The sequence below is a fragment of the Leptospira saintgironsiae genome (genome assembly GCF_002811765.1).
In the GTDB taxonomy this organism is placed as follows: domain Bacteria; phylum Spirochaetota; class Leptospiria; order Leptospirales; family Leptospiraceae; genus Leptospira_B; species Leptospira_B saintgironsiae.
Window position 1 is genome coordinate 438,607 of record NZ_NPDR01000003.1, and the last position, 15,579, is coordinate 454,185.

General features: G+C 37.7%; 14 protein-coding genes. 11 read left to right on the forward strand and 3 right to left on the reverse strand.

Translation table 11 applies throughout. From position 1 onward, the window contains the following. Positions 1-114 precede the first annotated feature (114 nt). Positions 115-1,704, forward strand: coding sequence for a glycosyl hydrolase family 18 protein (locus CH362_RS09645; protein WP_100710136.1), 1,590 nt, complete (start codon positions 115-117; stop codon positions 1,702-1,704). Next, positions 1,691-2,626 carry an L-threonylcarbamoyladenylate synthase gene (locus tag CH362_RS09650; protein ID WP_100710137.1) on the forward strand — a complete coding sequence of 312 codons (936 nt, stop codon included), beginning with the start codon at positions 1,691-1,693 and terminating at the stop codon, positions 2,624-2,626. The genes CH362_RS09645 and CH362_RS09650 overlap by 14 nt, the downstream gene beginning before the upstream one ends. Here the strand turns inward: CH362_RS09650 and CH362_RS09655 are convergent. Beyond that, positions 2,623-4,335: a S49 family peptidase gene (locus tag CH362_RS09655; RefSeq protein WP_100710138.1), complete on the reverse strand. Its 1,713-nt coding sequence runs from the start codon at positions 4,333-4,335 to the stop codon at positions 2,623-2,625. The two genes, CH362_RS09650 and CH362_RS09655, sit on opposite strands and share 4 nt — an antisense overlap. Positions 4,336-4,463: 128 nt before the next feature. On the opposite strand from CH362_RS09655, the gene uvrA reads away from it, so the two are divergent. Together uvrA and CH362_RS09665 are read left to right on the forward strand one after the other, a co-directional pair. Next, the gene (gene uvrA, locus CH362_RS09660) at positions 4,464-7,298 is read left to right on the forward strand and encodes an excinuclease ABC subunit UvrA (RefSeq protein WP_100710139.1); all 2,835 of its coding nucleotides are present in this window, start codon (positions 4,464-4,466) and stop codon (positions 7,296-7,298) included. Positions 7,299-7,309: 11 nt separating this feature from the next. Further along, entirely contained in the window at positions 7,310-8,368 is a 1,059-nt protein-coding gene (locus tag CH362_RS09665; protein WP_100710140.1) for an acyl-CoA dehydrogenase family protein, read from the forward strand. On the opposite strand, the gene CH362_RS09670 is transcribed toward CH362_RS09665, so the two are convergent. Then, entirely contained in the window at positions 8,365-9,381 is a 1,017-nt protein-coding gene (locus tag CH362_RS09670) for a cation diffusion facilitator family transporter (protein ID WP_100710141.1), read from the reverse strand. The two genes, CH362_RS09665 and CH362_RS09670, sit on opposite strands and share 4 nt — an antisense overlap. 14 nt (positions 9,382-9,395) lie before the next feature. Then, entirely contained in the window at positions 9,396-10,427 is a 1,032-nt protein-coding gene (locus tag CH362_RS09675) for an OmpA family protein (protein ID WP_100710142.1), read from the reverse strand. A gap of 137 nt (positions 10,428-10,564) precedes the next feature. Between CH362_RS09675 and mgtE the strand changes: the two genes are divergently transcribed. The 7 genes from mgtE (at position 10,565) to CH362_RS09710 (ending at position 15,573) form a co-directional block, all read left to right on the forward strand. Further along, a complete protein-coding gene (gene mgtE / locus CH362_RS09680) occupies positions 10,565-11,959 on the forward strand; it encodes a magnesium transporter (protein WP_100710143.1) in 1,395 nt (464 codons plus the stop codon). A gap of 49 nt (positions 11,960-12,008) precedes the next feature. Then, on the forward strand, positions 12,009-12,653 hold the full coding sequence (locus CH362_RS09685) for an LA_2219 family laminin/E-cadherin/plasminogen-binding protein (protein WP_100710144.1): 645 nt from the start codon (positions 12,009-12,011) through the stop codon (positions 12,651-12,653). Between the two features lie 212 nt (positions 12,654-12,865). Continuing rightward, positions 12,866-13,258: a hypothetical protein gene (locus CH362_RS09690; protein WP_244280536.1), complete on the forward strand. Its 393-nt coding sequence runs from the start codon at positions 12,866-12,868 to the stop codon at positions 13,256-13,258. After that, complete coding sequence (locus CH362_RS09695; RefSeq protein WP_100710145.1) at positions 13,255-13,917, forward strand: hypothetical protein; 663 nt, start codon at positions 13,255-13,257, stop codon at positions 13,915-13,917. The genes CH362_RS09690 and CH362_RS09695 overlap by 4 nt, the downstream gene beginning before the upstream one ends. Positions 13,918-13,935: 18 nt before the next feature. After that, entirely contained in the window at positions 13,936-14,169 is a 234-nt protein-coding gene (locus tag CH362_RS09700) for a TIGR04452 family lipoprotein (RefSeq protein ID WP_244280537.1), read from the forward strand. Between the two features lie 165 nt (positions 14,170-14,334). Continuing rightward, the gene (locus CH362_RS09705; RefSeq protein WP_100710146.1) at positions 14,335-14,931 is read left to right on the forward strand and encodes a hypothetical protein; all 597 of its coding nucleotides are present in this window, start codon (positions 14,335-14,337) and stop codon (positions 14,929-14,931) included. A gap of 63 nt (positions 14,932-14,994) precedes the next feature. Further along, positions 14,995-15,573, forward strand: a complete 579-nt coding sequence (locus tag CH362_RS09710; protein ID WP_100710147.1) for a hypothetical protein — start codon at positions 14,995-14,997, stop codon at positions 15,571-15,573. Positions 15,574-15,579: the final 6 nt, after the last annotated feature.

A 15,579-nucleotide genomic window follows, 5' to 3' on the forward strand; every position in this document is an offset into this window, starting at 1 on the left:
AAAGAACAGATGGAATTCCACAAACGTTTGACATGCAGACTACCTATAAATCACTGGAAGACAGTCGGTGCTTTACTTTTGGCCTCCGCGATTCGATAAATATATAGAGCTCAAATGAATCCAAACGATGAACCTTACACCCCAGAGGACTTGATCCGCCCAGTCCCATACCAAGCAAAAAAACAGCCTCTATGGCAATCAAGCCTAGTGAGTCTGACTTGGTTTTTACTTTCCGGAATTTCTTTTTATCTAGGACTCCAAGCCTTAAAGGCAGATCCTAAAACTGCTTCTGTCCAAACTGGAACAGAACAGGTAGCATTCCAAAATACTACTCTCAAATCTGACCTTGCGCCTACAGACGGGGCCTGGGAATCCTGGAAGAAATGGTGGAATTCCAACAATATTTCTTCCGAATCAGACGGGACTTCAAGCACAGTTAGTTCTTCTGCGCCTGAATCAGAAGATGATCCTGCTTTTAGAGCTTCTACTTGGTTTTCGGACTATGAAGCGATGAAACGTACTGTTCATCTATATAATGAGATCCATCCATTTATCTATGGATTCAAAGGAAGAGAGACGAATAACGGAGATCTTTATTCTCTTTGGGGATCTGCTCAAAAACATGCACGTGTTGCAGAACTAAAATCTTTAAATCCAAAAGTTAAGATCATTCCTACAATCTTCCGTTGGGAAAATAAGAATGAAAAAATTTCTGAAAACATTGGTCTGAACGGACGTAATGATATCAGAGACAAACATATCCAGAATATTCTATATGAAGTAGATACTTACGGTTTCGACGGTATTGATATAGATTATGAAGGAATGAGCTGCGAGAAAAAAGAGAAGTTTGAGGAATTCATCGTTATTCTCTCCAAAGAGATCCACAAACGTGGAAAACTTCTTTCTGTAGCTGTTCACCCTAAAACTGCTGCTAAAAAATCCGGCCTAAAAGCATGTAAGGGTTTAAAAGAAAAAATTAATATGGATTTTGCTGAGAATTGGAGAGGTCCAATGACTCACGATTACGCTTTTTTAGCAAAACACGCGGATCGTGTTAAGGTGATGGCATATGAACTTCATCCTCGTAAGTATAGAAACCCAGGACCTGGACCTCAGGCTCCAAACGTTTGGATCAGAAATATCATCACTTACGCAAAAGAAAGAGTTCCTGCTAAAAAATTATATATGGCAATCCCAACTTACGGATATGATTGGGCTCTAAATTGTAACTCAAAGATCAAGGCTGTATATTGGTCTGATGCGTTAAAACGCCAACAACTCGGTGTCACAAAACAACCTACAAATATCACGCAAGTTTTAGCAGATAATAAGAATTCTGACTCTTGGACAAATCTTTCTAAGTTTAGCTGGGTTCACCAAGGAAAAACTTACGAAGATCCAAGTATCTGGTACAAGTCAGAAGGTTGTGATCGTGTTGCATTCTTCATGAACAGAAAAGCTTTTGAAGAAAAGATGACTCTATTAAGATCTTATGATATTGGTGGATTCTCTTTCTGGCAGTTATTATCTGATAACGATCCAGGGATCAATGATTACCTAGAATTACTTGTGACTAATAAACTTCCTCCTGTTCCTAAGGCTAAAAAATTGCCTGAAACTCCGAATCCTGATGTAAAACAGGCGCCTCCGGAAGAAGGTCAGGAAGAAGCCAAGAACACACAGGATCTTGTCAAAAAATAAAATTACAATCATCACAGAAGATCCTTCTCTCGCAGCAAAAGTACTGAAAGAGGGAGGGATCGTTCTATTTCCTACTGAAACCGTTTACGGTATTGGTGCGGATTCCAGAAATCTCTCCTCTTGTTTAGAAATTTATAAAATTAAAAACCGTCCTGCAGATAATCCTCTCATTGTTCATTTAGGAAATCCTGCTCTCATTCCTGATATTGGAGAAGTTCCAGAAAGTGCAAGGGTACTGATCAGACAATATATGCCTGGTCCTTTAAGTTTGGTTTTAAAGAAGGTGGATAAATCTGTTTTTTCTACGGGATTGACTACAATTGCGGTAAGAGTTCCTTCTCATCCAAAAACTTTAGAAATGCTTTCTTATTTTGGAGGACCAGTTTCTGCCCCTTCTGCAAATCTTTCAGGACAACCATCTATCACAAGATTGGATGATGCAATCTCTGAATTTGATGGTTTGGTAGATCTCATCTTAAAAGGTCCAGATCCTGAAATAGGTTTAGAATCTACAGTTGCCGATTTCTCCGTTTCTCCGCCTAAACTTCTTCGTCCTGGATATTTTGGATGGGAAGAATTACGAAAATATGTTCATGATCTGGAAGATTATACTGAGTTGAAAGAGGGGGAATCTCCTTCAAGTCCTGGAGTAAAATATAAACATTATGCACCAAAAGCAAAGGTGACATTTACTGAAAGCCAAACTCCAGATAGAGAATCAGCCGCCATTGGTATAGGTTTAAGCAGAGGTTGGAAGTTCGCGTTAGATCTAAGAAACAATGATGAGTATATGAAAAATTTATACTCCTTCTTCAGAGATTGTGATCGTTTAGGGATTTCTAAAATTTATTGCTTTCCACCTGCAAACTCTTTAGGAAAAGAAGCGCTCTTAAATAGAATTCTAAAAGCGCAAGAATCTTAAAGTCCGGACAACTCTTGGGCGATCTCGGATAGATGTAAGACTTCCATTGGATTTTGTTTCTTCTCCGCGTTTAGCTTTGAAAAGAAAGAAAACTTAGAAAGCTGAATTCCAGGCTTTAAGTCTTGGACTAAGTCTTTCCAGCTATAAGTTCCTGGCAAATAACGCACATCTATCTTTTTGGATTTAAGCTCTGTTTTTAGATTTTGTAATATATCCAAGAATGAATCGCAGGAATCTAAAAATCCTGATTTGCGGAATGTTTGTCCGGAGAAGATTCGACCTTCTCCATAATGTTTTTCTAATTCTTGGAAACTAGTCTTTCTGGATTCGATTACACGACTATAGAATAAATCCCTGGATCTCAATACTTCTTTTCTTAAGAATTGTTCCGATTTAGGGGAAAGTTTTCCATATTCAGATAAAATGTCTCTATGAGGGTAAAATCCGATCCTTTCTTTTTGGACTCCAAATTTATCGTAAAGCTTCTTTAATTCGAATCTCATCATCACCGCACCAATGGAACCAACGATAGAATAGGGAGTTCCATGGATTTTTTGAGTAGCACAGGATAGATAATATCCTCCGGAAGCGGCTACATTCAATACATACGTGATAACAGGTTTTTTCTCTGCCAGCTTTTTGATCTCTCTATAAAGAAGTTCAGATACAAGTGCACTTCCTCCTGGAGAGTTCATTTCTAAGATAACTGCTGCTACCTTTGGATCTTCTTTTAAATCTTTAAAAATTTCTTGGTAATATCTGAAAGAAACTTGTCTGGATCTGAAATCTTCTTCTCTTCCTAAATCAGGTAGAATATTTCCTTGGACTGGAAGAACTGCAACAATCGGAACTGATTTGGAGATAAGAGTAAAATTAGACTTTTTATGATATAACCTGAAACCTTTAGGGCTTAGTTTTTTGTATTTAGGTTTATCTGTTTCTTTCTCTTTTTTATAATTTTCAAATAGATAATTTTCTTCGAATTCGTCCTCTTCTACAAACTCAGTGATAAATCCTATCTTCTTTAATTTTTCAGAACTGATGATCGGCTCTTCTAATACTTTTAGATCTAAGTTTGAAGACTTCTTAAAACCTGTGGAAAGTAATTCTTTATAATCAGTAAGTAATGCTTCTAAATTTTTACGAGCAGGAGCGGAGAAGGATGTTCTTTGGAAAGTTTCTCCGAATGATTTGAATGCTCCACTTGCGTAAGCTTCTACACCTACGCCAAATTTTTTAGCTGCCCCTCCAAAAAAATAAGGTTCAGCGGAAGGAAGTATAGGAAAGAATTCCGCGGCTGAAGATGTATATCTATGTTTGCACTGAGAAAGTAATAATAATGCTTTAGTTCCTCCTCCTAAACAAAAACCAGAAGTCTCAATTCCTTTTTCGTTCAATGTCTGGATTGTTTCGCAGATATTCCAAACTTCTCCAAATCCGTACTCAGGATTAGAAATATGAAAAGAAACTTTTTTTAAACCTGGGACTTTAGTTAAAGCCTTCAATCCTATTAAAAAATCTACCAAGAAGGGAGCTTCTTCTTTCGGAACCAATAGTTTGACTAAAAAAGATTTTCTATCAAAGGAGAAAGAAGAAGGAATTTCTAAATAGAAATGATCTCCCTTGCGGATGATCCAGGATAATATCCTAAATCCTTGGAACAAAATCCGGATCGGTAAAAAAACAAGAGAGAACAGAATTCTAAACATTGGAAATTCCTTTTGGCGACCAAAGTAAAACGGACATTTATTCCGGAAAACGTAAAATTACGGAAGGAAAACCGCTTTTCACCCTGGCTTTCCAGAAATTATCTGAAACCTAAGAGAGGGTTATTCGTTTGGATCATATCCGCATCCGAGGAGCTCGGGAGCATAATCTTAAAAACATCAATGTGGATATTCCACGGGATAAACTCGTGGTGATCACTGGACTTTCTGGTTCAGGTAAATCTTCTCTTGCTTTTGATACTATTTATGCGGAAGGACAGAGAAGATATGTAGAAAGTCTCTCCGCTTACGCTAGACAATTTTTAGGTCAGATGGAAAAACCTGACTTAGATCTGATCGAAGGACTTTCTCCCGCAATTTCTATAGAGCAGAAGACCACACATCGTAACCCTAGATCCACTGTAGGAACTGTGACAGAGATTTATGATTATTTGCGTCTTCTTTACGCAAGAGTAGGAAAACCTCATTGTCCAATTTGTGGAACTCCAATCCAATCTCTCTCCATCGATCAAATCACAGAAAGGATCCTAAATTTTCCGGAAGGAACTAAAATCCAAATTTTAGCTCCTATTGTTTCTGGGAAGAAGGGAGAGCATAAAGATGTTCTGGAGAAGATCAGAAAAGATGGATTTAATAGAATTCGTCTGAACGGTGAGATCAAAACTTTAGACGAAGAAATCGTTCTCAAAAAAAGTTTTAAGGCAACAATCGAGATCGTTGTGGATCGTCTTGTGATCAAGGACGGGATCCGTTCTCGTTTGACTGACTCGGTCGAAACTGCTCTTAAACAGTCAGAGGGAATTCTTCTCATGGATGATGGTAAGAAGGACCATACATTCTCCCAAAAACTTTCCTGTCCGAATCACCCGGAAGAATCTTTACCTGAACTTTCTCCTAGATTATTTTCATTTAACTCTCCATTCGGTGCCTGTGAAACTTGCGATGGACTTGGGAGCCTTTTAGAGTTCGACGAGGATCTTTTAATTACAGATTCGGAACTTTCTCTGGTCGAAGGTTGTATAGAAGCATGGGCAGGGGCTAAGAGTAATAGTTATTGGTTTTTAACAACAGTTCACTCTTTGGCTAAAAAATTAAAATTCGATTATAATATCCCATGGAAGGATCTTCCTAAAAAGGTAAGAGATACAATTCTTCATGGAGATAAGAATCTCAAAATTGATTACGATTTCAGAAATGAAAAATCTCATTATGAGTTCAGTAGAGAATTTGAAGGTGTGATCCCGAACTTAAAAAGAAGATATAAAGAAGGGTCAGAAGCAAGACGCCAACAATTGGAAGGATATATGACTAATCATCATTGTCCTGCTTGCGAAGGCAAACGTCTGAAACCTGTGAGCCTTCACGTAGAAGTGAACGGCCTGACAATTGATAAATTTTCTGCATTCAGTGTGGAGAAGGGCCTCGACTTCGTAAAATCAATGAAGCCTAAAGGAAGCGAAGAAATAATCGCAAGACCGATCCTGAAAGAAATCCAACAAAGACTTACTTTCTTGAATGATGTCGGTGTTGGTTATTTAAGTTTAGAGCGTGCCGCTGGGACTCTTTCTGGTGGAGAAGCTCAAAGGATCAGACTTGCTACTCAGATCGGATCTAGGCTTCAGGGTGTATTATATATATTAGATGAACCTTCTATTGGTCTTCACCAAAGAGATAATACTAAATTAGTAAATACTCTTAAGGATCTGCGAGATCTTGGAAATACAGTTTTAGTCGTAGAACATGACCAAGAAACAATGGAAGAGGCTGACTGGTTGATAGATATGGGGCCAGGTGCCGGTGTTCATGGTGGAACAATTGTATGTTCCGGAACTCCTGAAGAAGTTTCTAAAAACAAAAATTCACTTACAGGAAAGTTTTTATCAGGCAAAGAATTCATCCCTGTTCCTAAAACGGTAAGGCCGGGGAATGGTAAAAAACTTAAGATCGTAAACGCAAAAGAAAATAATCTTAAAAACGTAAGTGTTGAGATCCCTCTCGGAAAACTGATCGTAGTCACAGGTGTTTCCGGCTCCGGCAAATCCACTCTGATCAATGATATCTTATATAATGCTGCGGCTCATAAAGTAATGAAAATGAGAACCGTTTGGGGAAAACATGAGAAGATCACTGGTTTGGAAGAGATAGATAAGATTATCAATATTGACCAGTCTCCAATCGGAAGAACTCCTAGATCCAACCCTGCTACTTATACAGGACTTTTCACTGTTGTTCGAGACATGTTTGCGGGGTTAGAAGAATCCAAACTCAGAGGTTATTCTCCCGGAAGATTCAGCTTCAACGTAAGCGGTGGAAGATGTGAAACCTGCGAAGGAGATGGTATCCTGAAAATTGAGATGCACTTCCTTCCGGATGTGTATGTTACTTGCGATGTATGTAAGGGAAAACGTTATAACCAGGAAACATTAGAAGTTCGTTATAAAGGTAAGAATATTTACGAAATTCTAGAAATGACTGTAGAAGATTCTGTACCATTTTTCGAGAATATTCCCGCATTAAAAAGAAAGCTGGAAACCCTAGGGGAAGTGGGGCTTGGATATATTAAACTTGGACAACCCGCCACAACATTCTCCGGTGGGGAAGCACAAAGGATCAAACTCGCTACTGAATTATCCAAGAGACCTACTGGGAAAACATTATACATCTTAGATGAACCAACAACTGGACTCCATTTTGAAGATGTAAGGCATTTGATGACTGTTTTACATACGCTTGTAGACCGTGGAAATTCAATGATAGTGATCGAGCATAACCTAGACGTGATCAAACAAGCAGATTGGATCATAGATTTAGGGCCGGAAGGAGGAGAAGGAGGCGGAAAAATTATCGCTGAAGGAACTCCTGCGGATATTGCTAAGGTCAAAGAATCTTTTACAGGCCAATACTTGAAAAAAGTTTTGGGAAATCCAGGGAAGAAGGCGGGTTAAATTTTCCGAAGATGATGAAAGAATTAAGAGAAAAACTTTCTTCCTTTCCTCCGGGAGAATTCAGATCTGTTTACAAATCTTCTTTGCCAGATATTGCAAAGGCAGGATTACTGAACGCTCTAAAAGATGGTGGGTTCAGAGCATTTCATGAAAAGTTAATATTAATTCCTTCCTTTCCTCATGGCATAGGGGTGGGAGTAGGGTTGATGGCCCAGACAAATGTGGCCGGAAAAATCCTGAAATTAGTGATTGGCTCCGACGCAGGAGCGTCAACCAACCCAGAATCCAGAAAATTAGCATTAGAATTACAAGACAGATTAGTAAGTGGTCTTGGGATTTTGGGACTGGGAGTGAGTGAGCCTGGATGGATGGGAAAACTCACCAATCTGAAATCTACTGCAAAAGTCCTTCCAAGTGGTGAAATAGAATTAAATTTTCATAAAGGATTCGTGACCAACGGCGCTGATGCGGAAGGTTACTTGGTCGTTGCCAGGGAAGAAGAGCAAAATCGTTTCGGAGTATTTTTTATCCCCAGAAACTTCCAAGATTTAAAAATCGAGGAAGTGTATCTGGATGTTGCCAGAGAAGCCACTCATTGTAAGATCACGGGCGAAAATTTCAAACTACCTTCTCATTATCATTTTATAGAAGATTATACTAAATTAGGTGCAGATATCCATCTTTCTGAAATGTTATCTGCTGCTGTTTTATTCTGCGGGGCCATCCGAAAAATTGTTTCTGACTTAAGCCAAGGAAGCGAATCCAGAGAAAGATTTTCCGTTTTAGGAAAACTCTGGGATCTAAGTGGACTTCTATACGGAAAATGTTTAGATATCTCCGATAAAAAAGATAAGGATCCTAATTATAAAATAGAAGAGGATCATCCTTACGGTTATGAAGCAATTTTGGACGAATGTATCTCTATCTTAGAATCTATTCCGAACTTCGACTATAAGAAAGAATATCCTGACTTAGGATTATTCTGCACAATCCATCCTGCCAGAAGTCCCGTTTATATCAAAAACAGACTCAAACAATCCAAAAGCTGGAGAAAATTCGGAAATCTTTAATGATGGTGATGCGCAGGATGATCATGAGTATGGTGATGATGTCCCCATTCTTCAGAATCAATATCGTGTAGAGTTTTTGCGATAATCCCATCAATCGTATGAGTGGTAGAAGCGTCTTCTAATTGCAGATAGATCTGTTCGAATTTCCATTCTCCTCTTAAAAGTTCGTAAGCTTCTTTCAAGATCTTTTTATGATCGGACTCTTTCGTGATCTGGACTCTAAATGCACAAGCATGGATCCCTTTCGTTAAAGTCCAAGTGTGCGCAGAAAGAAGAGAATCTACTCCTTTGATTTGTAATAGATCCTTTTTTAAATGATCCCATTCATCAAAAGTAGGAGAAGACTCCAGAAGAATAAGAAGACTTTCCTTCAAAATTACAGCTGCAGCTCTTAAGATAAAAATAGAAAGAATTAAACTAAGTAATGGATCGATCCAAGTCCAAGCAAATATACGTATTAGAATTGCACCCACTAAAACAGCAATTGTTCCGAATAGATCATTCAATACATGGAGATATGCTGTTCTAAGATTAATATTATCTGCGGAAATTCTTTTTAAAAGCCATACTGAGATCAGATTTAATCCGATGGTCCCTAAACTAAAAACCAGCATGGATTCAGTGACAATCTCTTCCTGATGACGAAATCTTTGAACTGCTTCGTATATGATAAAAATGGAAATCCCAGAGATCAAAATAGAATTTAAAAATGCAGCAAAAACTTCTACCCTGAAGAATCCGAAGTTCATTTTTGCATTTGGTTTTTTATCAGAGACTAAAACTGCAAATATACTTAATAAAAACGCAAATGAATCTGAGATCACATGTCCAGCATCCGCAAGAAGTGCGAGACTTTTACTTTGTGTAGATCCAAATATTTCCCAGGAAAAGATCCCGATAGAAAGGAAGAATGCAAAAAGTAAACTGCGTAATGTATCCTTCCTTTTAGGGCGAAGGATGGCTTGCCTAGCAAAAGGTTCTAAATTAGAAGATGAGTGAGGATCTTTTTCCAAAGTTAAGGGGAGCCTTAGTGACCCTTACCACTTTGTGGTTCTAAAACGATATCTACTCTTCTGTTCAAAGAACGATTTTCAGGATTATCGTTAGAGACGATAGGCTGGTGTTCCCCGTAACCTGCTACGGAAAAGTTTCTCGCATCCAGATTTTTACTCTCTAATAAGAAACGAACTACTGAAAGAGCTCTCTCTGTAGATAATTGCCAGTTATCGTTAAATTTTTTAGTACGTATCGGAATATTATCCGTATGACCTTCTACAATGATCAGGTTGCCAGGGTATTTTACCAGAATCTCTTTGATCTTGTCTAAGGCAGGAAAGATTTGTTTTTTTAACTCTGCGGAGCCAGAATCGAAAGAGATCTGATCATCTATATTGATGACTAGTCTATTATGAAAACGTTTTACTCGGATCTGCCCTTTAGCGATCTCGCCCGAAAGTTTAGATTCCAGTTCGTTTGCTTGTTCAGCCAAACGATTTAATTCTCTTTTTTGATCGTCGTTTAGATTTTTAAGCTTGGAAAGATTATCTTCTAATTCTTTGATCCTCGCTTCTAGAGTCGCAATTTTGGACTCATATTCTCTTTTGAGTTCGTCCATTTTGCGGATACAACCCAGTCTTTCCTTTTCAAGTTCAGACTTTAATTCAGAGATCAGATCCTGGTATTTTTTGGATTGCCTTTCATTTTCTTCGATCAGCTCTTTTTCTTTATTTCCGCTTTTTGCTTTTAGAAGCGCGATCTGGTTTTCCAGGGCACGGATCAGTTCTGCGGCAAGTTCTCTGTCCTTTTCTCTGAAGGATTTTTCGCCTGCGAGCTGTTCTTCGAGATTCTGGATCCTGGCATCCAAGCTGAGTTTTTCTTTTTTAGCGTTTTCAGTCTCGTTTCTGTAACGAAGTCTGAGAGAATCTAACTCAATTCTGAGAGTTGCATTCTCATTATAGAGTTTATTGTATTCCCAAGGGAAATAAAATGCGTCCGAAAAGATCGGTAAAGAAAATAGGATTAGAAGAAAGGTAGTAAGTCGGAAAAAAAAAGGTTTCATAGTCAGATATTGGAAGCTAGGTTCTATTCTAAGGCTGCGAGCCCCCAGTCAAATGAAAAACTCTTGTACCAAAAATCAGTAAATTCATTGAACCGATGAATTCCATCAGGATTCTGTCATAGGGGGAGGGACGCCGCATGGACGAAACAAATAGCACTAAGGAAACTTCTTCCCTGAAGGCAAATCCACAATCTGGGGATTGGATGGATTCTTTCCTCGAAAAGGTAGAACAAAAGGACAATAAGTTCCTACTCAGTTTTACTTCTTCCAATCACCCAGCAGATATCGCCGAAGTCCTTGAAAAGCTGGATATTGACGAAGCATTCTACGTATTTAAACTCTGCGATTCTGAACAGCAGTCTGAAATTTTAGTCGAGTTCGATGAGGATTTACAGGCGGATCTGATCTCCCGTCTGAATATGAAGGAGATCTCTCCTATCGTTGAAAATCTGGAACCAGACGACGTTACAAACCTCATCTCAGAGATCCCGAAAGCAAAAGCAGAAGAAATTCTAAATTCCTTAGATCGGGAAGATTCTTCTCAGATCCGAAAACAGCTGAATTTTAGGGAATACACCGCAGGTCGTTTGATGACGACTGAATTTGCTTCCGCATACGAAACTGACACTGTCAGAAAAGCAATTATCAAATTGAGAAGGGTCGCGAAAGAGACGGATGATATCTACCTTCTCTATGTAACGGACGCTGAGAATCATCTAAAAGGATTTATAAAACTAAAGGACTTATTCTTAGCTCCACTCAACCAAAAAGCGAGTAGGCTTGTAAAGGAAGAAGCATTCTCCATTCATTACGATACGGACCAGGAAGAAGTGGCTCGTATATTTAGAAAATACGACTTAGTTTCGGCTGCAGTTGTAGATGATCTGGATAGGATCATCGGTAGGATCACAGTAGACGATATCTTGGATATCGTTCAAGAAGAAGCTTCCGAGGACATCTTAAGGATGGGGGGAGTTTCAGAAGAAGAAAGATTAAATACTTCTATTTGGGATTCTATTCGCAGGAGACTAACTTGGCTAATAATCAATCTAGGAACTGCAGTGGTGGCTGCTTCTACAGTTGCACTTTTCCAAGATACGATCCAGTCTTTTGTATTACTCGCGAGTCTTATGCCAATCGTAGCTGGAATGGGGGGAAATGCAGGAACCCAATCCATCACAGTGGTGGTCCGAAATATTGCCACAGGTGATTTGAGCCAATCAAATTGGACTGTAGGTTTTAGAAAAGAAAGTATAATCGGGCTTATCAATGGGCTCACGATCGGTGCGATCACAGGTCTCGTCGTATTTTTTTATACGGGAAAACTTGCACTTGCGATTGTTATCTTTTTTGCGATGCTTGCGAATCTAATTGTAGCAGCCATCGTAGGTGCTTGTATCCCTATGCTATTAAAAGTAGTTGGGATTGATCCTGCAATTGCGTCTTCCATATTTGTAACAACTACCACAGACGTGTTCGGCTTCTTCTGTTTCTTGGGGCTTGCCACACTGTTCTTGCAATATTTGGTATAGTTGGAATATTTCGCATAAAATAATAAATTTCCTTGGATAGGAGAAGCCAATGTTTCGCGTTTCGGTTTTCCGAACTTTTTTAGCCGGTTTTGCGGTTCTATATTGTTTATCATTTATTTCTTGTATTAGCTCAGGTGGGCCAACCACTCATACACCTGAAACACCAAAAGGAGAAGTTCTTCCTAATCCTGCTGGAGACAGCGAGGAGATCATAGATGAAGAAGGAAGAGAAGTGAAAATCAGCACCACTGATCCAATTTCTTTCCAGAGCCAGTCCAAAGATACTTCTGAATATTTCAGAGTTCATATTACAAGTGAATCCTATCAGGTTCGACAGATCAGAGGTTCCAAATATATTCGCAGAAAAGTGGATAAGGGTGGGGACGCACTCATCAGCGAAGAATTAGTAAAATATAATAGAATTAATTTTAACGACGATGGTATCATCTTAGTAATCTTGAACGGAAATACTGGTGCTGTTGAAACAATTCGTTTTAATACAAGAGTTCCTCGAATCAATAATTTAGCTAAGATCATCCAGAATGACGTGACTCGCTGGTCCATGGAACATTCAGAAGAGAAGCCAGTAGTTACAAAATATCAAATTCACTACACTATCAAATTGGAAAATAAATCCAATACCACTAGAGATACAGTAAAAGAAGAACTGAAAAGCGAAGTGAAGAAGAGGTAAAATCTCTTCTTCATTCCACATAGGTGCGATGAGTTGGATACAATCGTTTTCAACTTAAAAGCAGAACTCATTTAGATAGAGCTTCTTTGATTTTAGTATGAAGACTGATCGTGTAAAGATTTGAACCGACATTCGTTCAAAAAGTTCCCTGAGTAATAAATTTAAATTTCATTTCCAGATTTGGAAATGCCACAGCCGTCGTAATCCGAGGTATGGCAATCGGATCAATTCTTTCGTTTTGGACTTTGCAAGCTTACGTAGCCGGTGGATTTAGTAAATCGAGTTTTAATAATATTCATTGGAATGAAAGAAGCGCCAGACAAGGTGCTTGCTATGCGGCAGCGGGTCAATTAGGCGGAATGTTAGCAGGCGCAGGTATTGTCGGCGCTCCAATAGTGTTTTCTCAAATTACCTGGATAGAAGCAGCTTTAGAAATTTATGGTGGATCTTCGACTGCGTATAGTGCAATTAAACAAGATTGGAAAACTTTTGGTGCAAATATTGCTGGATATGCAATACTAAAAAATACTCAAGAAAGTGTTCCTGTTGAATTAATATTAGATTATGCTGAAGGGATGAATAGAACTTGTGGAGGTATTCAATGAGTAAAAACATACTTTCAATTAAACTAATTATAATTTTAACTTTATGTAATTGTTTACCGCTTGGAGGAATAACTGGTCCTAGGCGAAGTTATCCTGTTGAGAATCAAAAAAACACATACTTAATCATACGAATAAATGACTATATTGGTGCTTTTCAGGAAAATCAATCCCAGTCAGTTAAGAATAGTCGTTTCTTTAGATTTTATATAAATTGGATTGATAATGCCTCTAAAGGGTTATTCCGAGGACACGCTTATCAAATTAATCCTTCATATAGCTATTTTCAAAATAAAAAGGATGGGCTCTCAAAAAACATAATACTTCAATTTATTTCAAGTGATATGCAAGAAGAATTTTTATTTGGTTGTGAATACAAAATTCCAATGCCATCTAGTGTAAACGAGTTCACATTTATGATATTCGATTATGACTATAGAAGACGCGGATTCATACGAAAAAAATTCGACCTAATTGAAGGCTCTTCCATTCGGGTAAATATTTCTCTAAGAGAATTCCAAACATGGGAAAATCTACGGAAAATTAAAGTAAATGAAAATTGGCCAACTCCATACCACCTAATGGATGAACAGATGATAGATTTGAATTTTCAAATTGAAAAGACATCCATGAATGAAGTAGAAACTCCATGCAGTTTATAATATCATTTTGAGAAACGAATGAAAAAGGCTAATATACTCTTAACAACTTTATTATACGCTTTTCTAACAAGTTGCATTGTTGTAGATACTTTAGGTCTTACGGATACCTATAAAGGTGACGTTGCCAAGAGAAAACTCATAGACGCGGCTATGATCGGAGATTCCCTTACAGCTAGGGCAGCTTTTACTGCGCAAAAGCCCTTTAATTTCTTGGAGTTATTGCAGACTTTGATTCATTTACTACTTACATGAGTAATTTTAATTGTAATCTTAGCCCTAACGATTTGCTAATCGATAAGAATATTGGTAAAAATTCGAATAATCCTTCGAAGAATAAGTAATAGATCAAAGTAAAGCAATAGGAGCAGCTTATACATTTGGAGATAATAGTTACAAGGCTTGCGGTGGAAGTTTATAATGAATTGTTTTTTAATAATCTCCTTATTTTTGTCGCTATTAGGCTGTTCTGGTGGAAGAGATAGATATTTTTCTAAAAGAAACATTTCGCATAGTGACAATACATTTGTAAAGTTTACCTATAAGGATGATATTTCAAATAAAGAGAAGAAAAAAAACGAATATTCCTTATATGTTTTTTTCAGCGACGAATTATCTCTTCTCGGATTCCCCTCCAGTATTAATCCTGAAAAGGATTACTGGTTAGGGTATTACGCTAATTATCAAACTATTCCCAATAACTTAGATAATATCCGTTTCGATTTTTTGGAAAATTGTGAGTATCGAATGCCAATAAATGCAGGTAAATATTCCTACACTTTTTCTTTTCAAAACCATAGTATAGAAAAATCAGGAGTATTAACAAAATCCTTCGACCTTCCTCCAAATCATTCTATACGTTTAAGCTTTAAAGAAAAAGGCTTTCCTTATCCAGATGCAAAGACATTTGGTGAAAGACTGGCAAATGAAACAAGTCGACATTCCTGGTATGAAATAATAGCTACAGTAGAATCAAACCTTGAAGTGGATTTATTGAAACCTTGTGAAATTAAATAGGGTAAGGTTAGGTGGGACTCTTATCTTTAGGCAAAAAGCATTTTCAATAAATAGGAAGGATGAATGAAAAAGAAAATTCTGCTATTACTCTTTCTATTGATACTGAATTGCCAAGGTAATATTTTATATTGGCGACGTTTGCCTTATTATCCTGTTCAAAACTCAGACGGAAATTTTTTAAAAATCTACTTACCGTCCGAGCTAACGGATTTACAAGAAAGAATTCAAGTGAAAAGCTATTTGATTTCAGTATTTCAAGAAGAAAAGGATACTTTCTTACGAAGACGGCTGCTTATTAATGATGATCGTAACCTTGGGTTTAATACACTTTGGACCGGCTTGAGACAATTTCATTTTAAATCCGATTGCCAATTAATTATGCCAATTTCGAAGGGAGAATATACATATGAAATTAAGGTAAATCGATACCCGGATGGCTTCTTTTCAAATATAGTAATAACTGAAAATATATTAGAGAATCATTCAATTGTAATTACCGTTGACTTAATAGAGCCTCCATATACAACCCCAATTGATTTTTCTCAAAAACTTGCAAATCGTATTGGCAACCGAGTAAGATTAAAATATCACATTGAGCCAACCTTAAAAGATGATAAATTTCACGATTGTCCGACTGAATAAATCGAA

What these genes read in the sequence shown, in the direction of transcription:
- CH362_RS09685 (WP_100710144.1), top strand. Translation starts at nt 12,009, where the DNA reads ATGTTTCGCGTTTCGGTTTTCCGAACTTTTTTAGCCGGTTTTGCGGTT.
- CH362_RS09700 (WP_244280537.1), top strand. Translation starts at nt 13,936, where the DNA reads ATGAAAAAGGCTAATATACTCTTAACAACTTTATTATACGCTTTTCTA.
- mgtE (WP_100710143.1), top strand. Translation starts at nt 10,565, where the DNA reads ATGGACGAAACAAATAGCACTAAGGAAACTTCTTCCCTGAAGGCAAAT.
- CH362_RS09645 (WP_100710136.1), top strand. Translation starts at nt 115, where the DNA reads ATGAATCCAAACGATGAACCTTACACCCCAGAGGACTTGATCCGCCCA.
- CH362_RS09655 (WP_100710138.1), bottom strand. Translation starts at nt 4,335, where the DNA reads ATGTTTAGAATTCTGTTCTCTCTTGTTTTTTTACCGATCCGGATTTTG.
- CH362_RS09695 (WP_100710145.1), top strand. Translation starts at nt 13,255, where the DNA reads ATGAGTAAAAACATACTTTCAATTAAACTAATTATAATTTTAACTTTA.
- CH362_RS09690 (WP_244280536.1), top strand. Translation starts at nt 12,866, where the DNA reads ATGGCAATCGGATCAATTCTTTCGTTTTGGACTTTGCAAGCTTACGTA.
- CH362_RS09705 (WP_100710146.1), top strand. Translation starts at nt 14,335, where the DNA reads ATGAATTGTTTTTTAATAATCTCCTTATTTTTGTCGCTATTAGGCTGT.
- CH362_RS09665 (WP_100710140.1), top strand. Translation starts at nt 7,310, where the DNA reads ATGATGAAAGAATTAAGAGAAAAACTTTCTTCCTTTCCTCCGGGAGAA.
- CH362_RS09675 (WP_100710142.1), bottom strand. Translation starts at nt 10,427, where the DNA reads ATGAAACCTTTTTTTTTCCGACTTACTACCTTTCTTCTAATCCTATTT.
- CH362_RS09710 (WP_100710147.1), top strand. Translation starts at nt 14,995, where the DNA reads ATGAAAAAGAAAATTCTGCTATTACTCTTTCTATTGATACTGAATTGC.